The 12,195-nt window shown below is 43.4% G+C and carries 11 protein-coding genes; 6 read left to right on the top strand and 5 right to left on the bottom strand.

The features are described from left to right. Positions 1-6: 6 nt before the first annotated feature. Positions 7-246, bottom strand: coding sequence for a hypothetical protein (locus tag D7Z94_RS17715; protein WP_120712889.1), 240 nt, complete (start codon positions 244-246; stop codon positions 7-9). 313 nt (positions 247-559) lie between these two features. On the opposite strand from D7Z94_RS17715, the gene D7Z94_RS17710 reads away from it, so the two are divergent. Further along, positions 560-2,077: an arylsulfatase gene (locus D7Z94_RS17710; protein WP_120712888.1), complete on the top strand. Its 1,518-nt coding sequence runs from the start codon at positions 560-562 to the stop codon at positions 2,075-2,077. Positions 2,078-2,118: 41 nt separating this feature from the next. Here D7Z94_RS17710 and D7Z94_RS17705 read toward each other — a convergent pair whose 3' ends face one another. Continuing rightward, positions 2,119-2,358: a hypothetical protein gene (locus D7Z94_RS17705; protein ID WP_120712887.1), complete on the bottom strand. Its 240-nt coding sequence runs from the start codon at positions 2,356-2,358 to the stop codon at positions 2,119-2,121. A gap of 507 nt (positions 2,359-2,865) precedes the next feature. Here D7Z94_RS17705 and D7Z94_RS17700 point away from each other — a divergent pair. Next, entirely contained in the window at positions 2,866-3,936 is a 1,071-nt protein-coding gene (locus D7Z94_RS17700) for an alkene reductase (protein WP_120712886.1), read from the top strand. Between the two features lie 6 nt (positions 3,937-3,942). On the opposite strand, the gene D7Z94_RS17695 is transcribed toward D7Z94_RS17700, so the two are convergent. The 3 genes from D7Z94_RS17695 to D7Z94_RS17685 all read right to left on the bottom strand — a co-directional run bounded on the left by D7Z94_RS17695 (position 3,943) and on the right by D7Z94_RS17685 (position 7,183). Continuing rightward, a complete protein-coding gene (locus D7Z94_RS17695; protein WP_120712885.1) occupies positions 3,943-4,620 on the bottom strand; it encodes a peptidoglycan DD-metalloendopeptidase family protein in 678 nt (225 codons plus the stop codon). 264 nt (positions 4,621-4,884) lie between these two features. Next, positions 4,885-6,513, bottom strand: coding sequence for a long-chain fatty acid--CoA ligase (locus tag D7Z94_RS17690; RefSeq protein ID WP_120712884.1), 1,629 nt, complete (start codon positions 6,511-6,513; stop codon positions 4,885-4,887). A 262-nt stretch (positions 6,514-6,775) separates the two neighbouring features. Next, the gene (locus D7Z94_RS17685) at positions 6,776-7,183 is read right to left on the bottom strand and encodes a nuclear transport factor 2 family protein (RefSeq protein ID WP_120712883.1); all 408 of its coding nucleotides are present in this window, start codon (positions 7,181-7,183) and stop codon (positions 6,776-6,778) included. A gap of 619 nt (positions 7,184-7,802) precedes the next feature. Between D7Z94_RS17685 and msrA the strand changes: the two genes are divergently transcribed. The 4 genes from msrA (at position 7,803) to D7Z94_RS17665 (ending at position 12,158) form a co-directional block, all read left to right on the top strand. After that, complete coding sequence (msrA, locus tag D7Z94_RS17680) at positions 7,803-8,501, top strand: peptide-methionine (S)-S-oxide reductase MsrA (protein WP_120712882.1); 699 nt, start codon at positions 7,803-7,805, stop codon at positions 8,499-8,501. 233 nt (positions 8,502-8,734) lie between these two features. Further along, the gene (locus tag D7Z94_RS17675; protein ID WP_120712881.1) at positions 8,735-9,583 is read left to right on the top strand and encodes a sugar phosphate isomerase/epimerase family protein; all 849 of its coding nucleotides are present in this window, start codon (positions 8,735-8,737) and stop codon (positions 9,581-9,583) included. Positions 9,584-9,593: 10 nt separating this feature from the next. Beyond that, positions 9,594-10,925, top strand: coding sequence for a Gfo/Idh/MocA family protein (locus D7Z94_RS17670; RefSeq protein WP_120712880.1), 1,332 nt, complete (start codon positions 9,594-9,596; stop codon positions 10,923-10,925). Between the two features lie 42 nt (positions 10,926-10,967). After that, on the top strand, positions 10,968-12,158 hold the full coding sequence (locus D7Z94_RS17665; protein ID WP_120712879.1) for a Gfo/Idh/MocA family protein: 1,191 nt from the start codon (positions 10,968-10,970) through the stop codon (positions 12,156-12,158). Positions 12,159-12,195 lie beyond the last annotated feature (37 nt).

The raw sequence follows: 12,195 nt of genomic DNA, 5'->3' as shown, positions 1-12,195 counted from the left end.
TGAGAATTAGGCCATTTTAGCTCGGTTTCTTTTCGTTGTAAAGGACAAAGCCTTTTTTACCTTGGCATTGGAACGCTTGTACAAACGGGCAACCTCGGTTTCGCTCTCGAAAGAAACTCCTTCTTCAACGGTCTCGGTAACGATTCCCATTTCTAGGGTCTCAACCTTTACTTCGGAAGTAGTATCCTGAGCCTGGGCAGTGATTCCGATGAAGAGAACAAAGATTAAAGTTATTAGCGTTTTCATGACTTGCGTTTTTATATAATAAAAACGCGGTGAAGTGCATCCTACCGGGTTTCGATTCGCTGAAAACCCCTTATTTTTCGGTATCTGACAAGAATAGGGATAAAGTGCACAATAGCATCGGTGAACGGACAAGAACCCAAAATCACTTTACCGAAAGAAGGTGCACTTTAACGGGATTAAAGCTCTCGATTTCATCATAAAAAAACCCGTTCATTTAAAAAATGGATAGGATAAATCGGTCCATTTAAATAAATTAAGGAGATAATCCTAACTTTATAGGGCGGGCGATTTATGCCCAATTATAGATACTTCCATGAAAAAATACCTTCTGTTTGCCTTGTTGGTGGTTTACCTGTATTCCTGTAACACAAAGAAAAGGGTTGAGAAAAGACCCAATATCGTTTTGATTATGGCCGATGATATTGGCTTTTCGGATATTGGTAGCTATGGTAGTGAAATCCAGACCCCGAATATCGATTTTTTGGCCGAAGGCGGCATGCGGTTTGCTACCTTCTATAATATGGCCAAATGCAATCCTACGCGCTCGTCCCTGTTGACCGGATTGTACACTGGGGGGAATGGGGCCGTTCATCTGGCGCATCTGACCAAAAAAGCGGGATATGAAAACATCATGAGCGGAAAGGAGCACTTTGATTCCTGGGTGCCCGAGTATTGCAAGGCCGAAAATGTATTTGACCAAGCCTTTACCTTTTGGGCTACCACGGAATATTTTCGTCCGCCATCCGGGGATTTTGAACGGCCGTTTTATCTCAATGGCCGAGAGTTAAAGGCCGAAGACATTCAATTTGAACAATCTCCCATGTACAAAACCGATTTTATAACGGACTATGCGTTACACTGGTTGGACGATACTTTTGAAAAGGATAAGCCCTTCTTTTTATATCTTCCCTATCATGCGGCACATTATCCCCTACAGGCCAGACCGGAAGACATCGCCAAGTACCGGGGTACCTACCTCAAGGGATGGGATGAATTGCGAAAGGAGCGTTTTGCGAAGATGAAACAATTGGGCGTGATAGCTGAAAACACTGAACTAAGTCCGCCGGAAGGTAACCTCAACCAATTTCGAAAACCTTTGGTACCAGAATATGTGGACTATTATCCCTGGGATGGCCTATCTGAATCGGCCCAAGATTCCCTGGATTTGGAAATGTCCGTTTTTGCGGCCATGGTAGACCGAATGGACCAAAACATTGGTCGGGTGCTGGATAAACTGCGTAAAAATGGAAAATTGGAGAATACCCTTGTCCTATTTTTAGTGGATAATGGTTCATGCCCCTTTTATACCAATAAGGTAAAGGATGTAGCCCCGGGCCCGGCGGATTCCTATTGGAGCCTTCGAGCAACTTGGGCCAATTTGGGAAATACGCCCTTTCGGCAATACAAACAATGCGGACACGAAGGCGGGAGCCATACTCCCTTTATCGCGTATTGGCCCGATCGTATTGCCCCGGGGACCATTACCAAACAACCCGGCCATGTGGTGGATATGGCCCCTACTTTTTTGGAGGTACTGAAAACTTCCTATCCAGACTCTATAAACGGCCATGCCACCCTACCGCTTCAAGGGAGTTCCCTCCTACCCATTTTTAAGGGCGAAGAAAGAAAGGAGCCCGATTATTTTGTTTCCGGCCTGGATAAGTTCCGTATGTTCCGAAAAGGGGATTATAAAATTGTACGGCTCAATGGCGGGGATTGGGAACTCTATAACATGAAGGAAGACCCCACGGAACTGAAGGACTTGGCATCAACCTATCCTGAAAAGGTGAAAGAATTGTCCGATGCATATACTTCGTTACATCTAAAGTGAATATTGCAAGTCTTCTAGAAGGTTAAATCTGATAGGGAGGATTAAGCCAATTTAGCTCGGTTTCTTTTAGTTGTAAAAGACAAAGCCTTTTTTACCTTGGCATTGGAACGCTTGTACAAACGGGCAACCTCAGTTTCGTTCTCAAAAGAAACCCCTTCTTCAACGGTCTCGGTAACGATTCCCATTTCAATGGTCTCAACCTTTACTTCAGAAGTAGTATCCTGAGCCTGGGCAGTGATTCCGATGAAGAGAACAAAGATTAAAGTTACTAGCGTTTTCATGACTTGCGTTTTTATATAATAAAAACGCCGCGAAGGGTACCCTACCGGGTTTCGATTCGCTGAAAACCCCTTATTTTTCGGTATCTGACAGAAATCGGGATAAAGTGCAAAATATCATCGGTGAACGGACAAAGACCCAAAATCACTTTACCGAAAGAAGGTGCATTTTAACGGGATTAAAGCTCTTCTTTTTATCAAAAAATCATGCTGAAAAACTATCCGCAACGTTTAAAATACATCCTCCTTTGGATTTATGGGGAACATTCCTATCTTCAGACTTCGGAAAAAACAAACTACTTTGGATTGGAAATCGTGGTTTTTAAAGAAACAATGAAACTGCAAACTATTATTGTGTTACCAAGTTGTTCGGTTATTTTGTAGACTCTCCAAAATCATGCAATAATCATTAACCCAATAACGCTTAGGGCCAAAGTGTCTATAAAAACTAAAGCAGCTGCAATAGAATTGCAGGATTTTAACGTGTAACTAGATACTAAAACGAGAAACATGAAACTATTTGAATCTTACCACCTGGGTCCGATTTCGTTGAAGAACCGGATCGTTATGGCCCCCATGACCCGTTGCCGGGCTTTAGATAACATCCCCAATGACTTAATGGCCACCTATTACGCCCAAAGGGCGAGTGCTGGGCTGCTTATTACGGAAGGCACATCACCCTCTCCCAATGGGGTAGGCTATGCGCGTATTCCAGGAATATATAGTGATGCGCAGATAAAGGGTTGGAAAAAGGTGACGGAAGCGGTACACCGGGAAAATGGGAAGATATTCATTCAACTTATGCATACGGGGCGGGTTTCGCACCCGGACAATATGCCTGAGGGAACCACGGTCCTTGCCCCCTCTGCCGTGCCACTTGAGGGTGAAATGTATACCGATCAAAACGGGATGCAGACCTATCCCTTGGCCAAGGAAATGAGCCTGCAGGACATAGAAACAGCCAAAAACGAATATGTCCAGGCAGCCAAAAATGCCATAGAGGCCGGTTTTGATGGTGTAGAACCTCATGGCGCCAATGGGTACCTCATAGACCAATTCATTAATCCGACTACCAACCAAAGGAAGGATACCTATGGCGGTAGTGCGGCCAACAGAAATAGATTTCCCTTGGAAGTGGCCCAGGCCGTTGCCGAGGCCATAGGAGCCGATAGAACCGGGATTCGGCTTTCGCCCTATGGTGTTTTTAACGGTATGGGCATTTTTGAGGGTATCGATGAGGCCTATTTCGAATTGACCCAAGGGCTTTCCAATCTGGGCTTGGTGTATCTCCATGTGGTAGACCATTCCGCCTTAGGTGCCCCTGAAGTCCCGCAACAAACCAAGGAAACGATGCGAAAGGCTTTTGCAGGGACATTTATCTTGAGTGGCGGATATGACAAAGAGCGTGCGGAGAAAGATCTTGAAAACGGCAAGGGTGATCTGGTCGCCTTCGGTAGGCCTCTTTTGGCCAATCCGGATCTGCCCAAACGCTTGGAAGAGGGATTGGAGCTCAACGAACCCGATCAAAATACGTTTTATACCGCAGATGAAACTGGCTATACGGATTACAGTTTCGCTTAGCCCTACCTATAGTTTAAGTAGAAGATTGGGGTTCGGACAGTTGCGGGAATAGAAATCCAAGTCCGTACGGGAACATACTCCAGGATAATCGCCCTGGTTGTTTTGTAGATCCTGGATAATTTGAAAATGGAGGTGCGGGGCATAGTTTCCATTGATATCCGGCGTACCCAAGGTAGCCAGGGTCTCTCCCGGTTGGAGTTCCTTTCCCTTGTATAAACCCTCCAAGGATTCCAGGGAAAGATGCCCATAGAGTGTATGGAAGGTCATGCCCTTGACTTCATGTACCAGGATTATTGTAGGGCCATAGTCCCCGGGCGTGGTGTTGTTTTGAAAACTATGCACCTTTCCCTTCAATGGAGTTACTACTTGAGTTCCGGCCGATGCCCAAAAATCCATCCCCAAATGAACGTTTCGGGGTGGCTTTCCTTGGGTGGCAAAGCCCGACTTATCCGCATAAAGATTCCGCTGTTCCAAATAGCCGCCATAGGCTACCGCCGCTGAATGTTGTTTTAGGACTTGATCAATATAGGCCTGGCATTGGTCGGGATCTGTGACGGCCACCTCTTCCAAATCCGGGTTATGGGTAGATAAGTCGATCGGTGTATAGGCCCTTACCGGAATTTTAGCATCCATTATGGCTACTAGTTGTGAAATTCCGTTTAAGGTTTGTTCCAGGATATGCATACCTCAAATGTATGATATGTATTTGTTTAGGCAATAATAAGAATAACGCTTTAAAAGGAAGATGGCAAAGGAAATTATGCCTTACTACAGAAAAGGCATGGAGCCAATTTTACAATCGGAAATGCTACTCTTAAAACCAAGATAAGCGTGGACCGCGAGGAGAAAATATTATTAACTAGGGAACTGGATTAGGACTTTTCATAGGATACCTTGTTGGCATTTCGTTTTTCCTTTATATTTTATTCTAATCAGCGGTTATTCTACTTAATTAAGTTTTCCTTCGGAAAAAAGTCTTCTAATCTCTTTTTTATCAAACTTACCAACGCTAGTTTTTGGCACTTCCTTTATATAAACATAGTCTTTGGGAATTTGATATTTTACAAAGTCTCTTGATAAAAATTCAATTAATTCTTCATCTAAAATTTTATCTTCATTATGCACCAAGACTATTGAAGCCAAAGGTTTTTCTACCCATTTTTCATCTGATATCGCAATTACAGCAGCTTCTTTAATTTTAGGGTGCGCCATTAATGCAGATTCCAGTGCTACACTGGAGATCCATTCACCGCCACTTTTTATAAGGTCTTTGGCTCTGTCCTTGATTTCCATATAACCATCTTCATCAATTGTGCTCACATCACCTGTTTTAAACCAACCATCTTCTGTAAAGCTTTCATGATTATTCGTCTTAAAGTAGGAGCTTACGGTCCATGCCCCTTTTACTTGTAGTTCTCCCATGGTTTTACCATCTGTAGGGGCCAAAGTCCCATCATCTGTTACAATCCTTAATTCTACACCTGGAAATGCAGTACCTTGCTTCGCGCGAATATCTAATTTTTCATTTTCTGATAAACGCTCATGTTTTGACTGTATTCGACTTACTGTTCCTAGAGGAGATGTTTCGGTCATTCCCCAGGCGTGAACACCTCTTATTCCGAAATCTTTCTCAAAACCTTCAATAAGACTTTTTGGCAATGCAGAACCACCAACAATATATTCTTCGAGGGCTAATTTTTCTTTGGGAGGATTCATTTTCATGGCATCATACACGCCTAACCATATAGTTGGAACACCATTGGCTTTATTCACTTTTTCTTCTTTAAGAATTTTAATAATGGCTTCAGGCTGCAAATTGGAAGAAGGGAGTACCATGTTTGATCCGGACAAGAGACACAAGTATGGAAAACCCCATGCCATGACATGAAATTGGGGCACAATCAATAAAACTGTATCTCTATTGCTAAAATTTCCTGCATTTGGTGATATAATCGTTGTCGCGTGTAAAAAGGTTGACCTATGAGAATACAAAACCCCTTTTGGAAAACCTGTTGTTCCGCTTGTATAACACAAACCGCAAGCATCATTTTCATTTAACGTAGGCCACTCAAAATCTTCTGATTGGTCAGCGAGCAAATCTTCATAATGCAATGTATTTGGTAAAGTAGTTGTAAAATCTTCAGCTGCATTTATTAAAATGTAATATTCTACAGTCTCCAGTAGCGGAGCAATTTTTTCTAAAAGGGGGACTAATGTAGCATCAACAAAAATCACTTTATCTTCCGAATTATTGATAATATATTCTATTTGATGGCTAGACAATCGAATATTTATAGTGTGGCAAACAGCTCCCATACCAGATACCCCATAGTATAATTCTACATGAGGACCATGATTCCAAGCAAAAGTGCCCACCATATCACCTTTTGTGATTCCTAACTTCCGGGTTAACGCATTGGCTAATTTTTTACAGCGTTTATACATATCACCAAAACGATACTCATGTCGCGTTCCATCTGGTAAATGGGTTATTATTTTTTTATGATGATACACGTTGTTTCCATACTCAAGAATAGTATTTGTTGTCAGCGGATAATCCATTATTAATCCTTCCATTCTTAAAAATTTAGAATATTATTCTTTTCTATTACCCTACTTATTGCAGAATATTCAATCAGTCTCCATTTATCTGGTGCTCAAATGCCACCCTTTCTTCTAAATGAATGCCCAACGGTGAGTGTATGAAACGTAGGACATTTCGGAGCTGCGTATTTTTCCACCGCGACTAAACTTGCTGAAAGCACTGTCCGTCCTATGTTTTATACCCATTGTTGTGCTTTCGTTATTTATAGTCACTTATCAACCGATGTAATTAAAATTACTTTTCAGAGTCTGCCAATTTCTTAGTATCCACATATTGTTGAAAGGCAGTAATTTTTCCTTCATCGTTAAGCGTCCATAGATGTGCGGCTTGTGCATTATAAGCCTTGCCAGTTGCTTTCACTTTGGCATCATATCGTAAAGTAGCTAAGACTTTACTGTCGTTCATGCCGTGGACTTTAACATCCTGCAACCCAAAGTGCTCATGGTTAGCTCCAAGACGAGCAAATACACCTTCTAAAATTGCATCTGGACCAATGTAAGGATTACCATCTGCAAGCGAGTTACTTTCGGCTTCATTCCATTCAATTTTAGGATGCATCAATCCCAGAACAGTTGGCATATCACCAGTTGAAAAAGCGTTGTACAAAGAGTCAATAATTTGAGTGTTTTGTTCAGTTGTCATGATTTTGGTTGTTCTTTAGTGCCTACTCTGGTCGGTTTTCGGCTTTCCCGTTTGTTATTTCTCAATTCAGTTGGTCATAATGAAGCATAACTGGTTACATCCGCCCTAATTTACACTTTTATCCTATTCTGTCACTGGTTATCGGGACAATAAGTGCTCGTTTTTGTTATGCTCTCTGCTGAAGTATCCAACCAAAACACCAATCCCCGTAATTATTTCATTTATATGCTTTCCTTTAGATAAGCCCATTGAAATACCTATGCAAATGTTTTGGAGTCATATTAGGTATATCCGTATCGTAATGTATCAAAAGCGTCCTTTTATTTTATACCTGTGGAGAATGTAAATTGGGAAGTTGCCTATATTCGTATACCGAAACGTTAACATTTTTTAACCAAAGTTCCCGTAAGGAGGTGGTAACTTCGGCTACAAACCCTGAAAAAGAAAAATACATGAAACGAACATGAATTTTTTTAATCAAAAACTACACAAAGTGAAACGACTAAAATAAATTCATGAGAGAACGAATGCAACAAGTGCCTGCCTGCCGTAGGCAGGGTTGCATGGGTTCTTAAATTTTTATATATCTTATTTACAGACAGTTAAAAATTTTAAACACATGAAAATCTTAAAAACGTTCTTTTTGGTCCTTTCCTTCTTGGTTTTGGGTAGTTGCCAATCCAAGGCCAATGAAAACAAAAAAGTGGTCATTGATACCATGGGCCAGGAAGAAAACAAGGAAATGGCCCAAATGTCATCCCAAGACTTAAGTGCCTACGAGACCGCGTATTTTGCTAGTGGTTGTTTTTGGTGTGTGGAGGCCATTTTTGAGAGTGTAAGAGGGGTCAAAGAGGTCGTTTCCGGATATTCTGGTGGAAGTGAGGAAAATCCATCCTATGAGCAAGTAGCCCGCGGACAAACCACGCATGCCGAGGCCGTGGAAGTCTACTACGATCCTAAAGTGATATCCTTTGTAGAATTGGTACAGGTGTTTTTCGGTTCCCATGATCCCACCACCTTAAATCGGCAAGGGCCTGATCGGGGACCACAATACCGTTCCGTTGCCTTTTATAAGAATGTACAGGAAAAGAAAATCATAGACGGTTATATAGCGGCCTTAAAGGAGCAAAACGTCTATGAGGGCGCACCTATCACCACAGAAGTCACTGAATTCAGTAAGTTTTGGAAGGCTGAAGAATACCATCAGGATTACGAACGAAAACATCCCAATAATTCCTATATCACCAACGTGTCCATTCCACGTCTCAATCGGTTTAAAAAGAATTTCGGGGATTATCTAAAGAAGGATTCGCATTAATCCTTTTTTTGATCATCAATTGCAAAGCGACCCTAATTCGGTCGCTTTTTTATTTGTAAATTTATCGGATAGTCATAGTTTAGTGGCTTTTGAATCCAGTTGTACCTAAATTTACGCAAACGTTGTAGATTTTCCCTGCTGGTTTTTGCCTGTTCCATATAGAAAAGGCACCATCCAAAACGCAGTCCGTAACGGTACAAAGATGGGACTAGGGAATAAAGAGGAAGACCGATATGAAAAGTAGAAGAAATTTTATAAAAAAAGCATCCGCCGGAATTGTAGGGGTCACGACTGTTACCCTTCCGGAAATAGCCAAGGCATCCGGTTTAAAGGGTACTCCAGACCCAGTGGAAGTAGTCCTAAAGCTTGGGGTGGCCTCCTATACGCTTCGTGAATTTTCCATGGAAGAGGCCCTGGATATGACCTTGCGATGCGGAGTGGATCGGATTACTTTTAAGAGCATGCACCTTCCCTTGGATTCCGATAAGGAAACTATTGAAAAGGCAGTGGCCCTATGCAAACAGAAAGGCGTTGAGCTGTATGGTGCCGGGGTAATTTATATGAAGACCAAGGACGAGGTGGATCAGGCCTTTACCTATGCCCAGACCGCCGGCATGAAAATGATCATCGGGGTGCCTAACCATGAATTATTGGATTATGTGGAAGAAAAAGTAAAGGAAACCGATATTAAGCTCGCCATTCATAACCATGGACCAGGAGATAAACTGTATTCCAGTCCTGAGGATGCCTATGTAAAGGTTCAAAACCGGGATTCCCGTATGGGACTATGTATTGATATCGGCCATGCCCATCGTATCGGTCGCGATCCTGCGGCGGATGTCACCGCTTTTTCGGATCGGGTCTTTGATATCCACCTAAAGGATGTTACCGCGGCAAAGGCCGAAGGGGAGACCTGTATTATAGGCAGGGGTACCATCGATTTTCCAACCTTTTTAAGAACAATACAAAAAATAGAATACCAAGGCACACTGGCTTTGGAATACGAAGCGGAAGCAAAGGATCCACTGCCGGGAATGGCCGAATCCATGGGCTACGTCAAAGGCATTTTATCAACCTTATAACTTAAACCAAATGAGTACGAACAGAAGGGAGTTTATTAAAAAAACAACGGCGGGTACCGCGGCAATTACCTTGGGCGGACTGGTAATGCCCAATTTGGGCAACGCCCGCGTCCTTGGGGCCAATGATCATATCAATTGCGCCGTTATCGGGGTACGGAGCCGGGCCAAGGCCCATGTAAAGGCCATACATGCGGATAGTAATGCCCTAATTCTATACAATTGTGATGTTGATGACAGAATTATTGAGGAGCACAATGCCTGGTGCCAAGAGAATATTGGTTATGTGCCCAAGGTAGAAAAGGATTTCCGAAAGATTTTGGAGGACAAGGACGTGGATGCCGTCTTTATCGCCACTCCGGAACATTGGCATGCACCCATGGCCATTATGGCGCTCCAGGCTGGAAAACATGTGTATGTGGAAAAACCATGTAGCCACAACGCACATGAAAATCAACTTTTGGTTCAGGCCCAGAAAAAATATGGTAAGAAGGTGCAAATGGGCAACCAGCAACGTTCGGCACGGACCTCCATCATGGCCATTGAGGATATCCGAAATGGAATTATTGGCGACGTCTACAAAGGTGAGGCCTACTACTCCAACAATCGGGGTTCCATAGGTAAGGGAAACAAAATACCCGTACCCAAATCCTTGGATTGGGAGCTTTGGCAAGGCCCTGCTCCCCGAGAAAGTTATCGGGACAATATCCATCCCTACAATTGGCATTGGTTCCGCACCTGGGGTACCGGTGAGGTACACAACAACGGAACCCATGAAATCGATATCTGCCGCTGGGCCTTGGGCGTGGACCTACCCGAAACGGTTACTTCATTCGGGGGGAAATACACTTATGACGATGATTGGGAGTTTGTGGACAACCAACAGGTGACTTATGCTTTTCCCGGTAATAAATTTATCACATGGACGGGACACAGTCGCGGTGTGTTAAAACCGACCCGACCAGGAAGGGGCATCACTATTTATGGAAGCAAGGGATCCATTCAATTGGATCGCAACTTCTATAAGTTGTTCGATCTTCAGGGGAATCCCATAAAGGCTGAGTATGAAAAATCGGCCAGTGCAACGACCAATACCCAAGGTATAGGCGGATTGGACGTAGATCACGTAGGCAACTTTTTTGCGGCCATTCGAAAAGATCAGTCCCTTCATGCAGACATCAACGATGCCAGCTTCTCCACTATGCTGTGCCATCTGGGCAACATGGCCCAGGATGCCGGGGAAATGCTAAAGATCGATACCACTACCGGAAAGGTGCTGAACAGTGAAAAAGCCATGAAAAATTGGAAAAGGGAATACGAAAACGGTTGGGAGCCGAAAATCTAATCCAAAAGACATATAACAAGTAAAAAGAAACGATAGATTGAAATGAAGCGAAGGGAATTTGTGGTAAAAAGTAGCCTTGCCTCGGCTGCGGTGGCAACATCCGCAACGGCAATGGGACAGATCATACAAAAGGAAAGTGCCAATGAAACCTTAAATATTGGAGTGATAGGCACAGGAGACCGTGGCAGTGGATTGATCCCATTGATCAATCAGATTAGCAACTTCAACGTTATTGCCTGCTGTGATGTTCTTCCATTCCGATTGGAACAGGGACTTAAAAAGGCAGAAGGCAAAACCAAGGGCTTCAAAGATTATCGTAAACTTTTGGAACACCCGGACCTGGATGCAGTACTGGTCGCAACCCCGTTCAATACCCATTCCAAAATTGCCTTGGATGCCTTGGATGCCGGACTGCACGTTTACTGTGAAAAGACCCTGGCCAAGGGTTTCGATGGTATACAGAATCTAGTCAATAAGGTCAAGACCTCTGATAAAATCTTTCAGACCGGGCACCAATATCACAGCTCACGGTTGTATACCTATGTTGTGGACATGATCAAAAAAGGGGAAATCGGAAAAATTGCTGCTATTGAGTGCCAATGGAACCGAAACGGGAATTGGCGGCGACCCGTGCCCGATCCCAAATTGGAACGTTTGATCAACTGGCGTATGTACCGTGAGTTTTCCGGCGGATTGGTCGCCGAACTCTGTTCCCATCAAATCGACTTCTCCAATTGGGTCTTGGGAGAAACCCCGGAAAAAGTAATGGGTGTAGGCGGTATCGATTATTGGAAGGACGGTAGGGAAACCTATGATAACATTCACCTGCTCTATAGCTACCCTAGTGGAGTAAGGGCAAAATTCACTTGTTTGACCAGTAATGCCATGAACGACTACAAAATAAAGGTGATGGGCGACCAAGGTACCGTGATTATGGATTATGCAAAAGCCTGGTACTACCCAGAGGGCAAAAAGAACAAGGAAATGGGCGAAGTAGACGGTGTGGCCGGAGCTACCCTAAAATGGGACGAGGGCAAGGGCTACCCCATTGAAGTGGATCATGAAGATCCCAGCAAACAGGCCTTAATGGATTTTAGGGAGAGCGTTGCGAACAATACGGAGCCCATATCCAATATCGCTACAGGTGCCAATGCCGCGGTCTGCGTACAAATGGGACTCGATGCCATGCACAACGAAAAAATCGTGCATTGGAAGTCCGATTTGAATCTTTAGCATAGGAAATAAGACTTGCATTTTAACATTGCTTTTT

Source organism: Ulvibacterium marinum (genome assembly GCF_003626755.1).
Taxonomy (GTDB): domain Bacteria; phylum Bacteroidota; class Bacteroidia; order Flavobacteriales; family Flavobacteriaceae; genus Ulvibacterium; species Ulvibacterium marinum.
Note: the sequence above shows the minus strand (reverse complement) of the source record. Positions and strands in the feature narration are given on the sequence as shown.

Coding starts and splice junctions, on each gene's coding strand:
- D7Z94_RS17690 (WP_120712884.1), bottom strand. CDS start 6,513: ATGGAAGGATTAATAATGGATTATCCGCTGACAACAAATACTATTCTT.
- D7Z94_RS17665 (WP_120712879.1), top strand. CDS start 10,968: ATGAAGCGAAGGGAATTTGTGGTAAAAAGTAGCCTTGCCTCGGCTGCG.
- D7Z94_RS17685 (WP_120712883.1), bottom strand. CDS start 7,183: ATGACAACTGAACAAAACACTCAAATTATTGACTCTTTGTACAACGCT.
- D7Z94_RS17705 (WP_120712887.1), bottom strand. CDS start 2,358: ATGAAAACGCTAGTAACTTTAATCTTTGTTCTCTTCATCGGAATCACT.
- D7Z94_RS17715 (WP_120712889.1), bottom strand. CDS start 246: ATGAAAACGCTAATAACTTTAATCTTTGTTCTCTTCATCGGAATCACT.
- D7Z94_RS17700 (WP_120712886.1), top strand. CDS start 2,866: ATGAAACTATTTGAATCTTACCACCTGGGTCCGATTTCGTTGAAGAAC.
- D7Z94_RS17670 (WP_120712880.1), top strand. CDS start 9,594: ATGAGTACGAACAGAAGGGAGTTTATTAAAAAAACAACGGCGGGTACC.
- D7Z94_RS17675 (WP_120712881.1), top strand. CDS start 8,735: ATGAAAAGTAGAAGAAATTTTATAAAAAAAGCATCCGCCGGAATTGTA.
- msrA (WP_120712882.1), top strand. CDS start 7,803: ATGAAAATCTTAAAAACGTTCTTTTTGGTCCTTTCCTTCTTGGTTTTG.
- D7Z94_RS17695 (WP_120712885.1), bottom strand. CDS start 4,620: ATGCATATCCTGGAACAAACCTTAAACGGAATTTCACAACTAGTAGCC.
- D7Z94_RS17710 (WP_120712888.1), top strand. CDS start 560: ATGAAAAAATACCTTCTGTTTGCCTTGTTGGTGGTTTACCTGTATTCC.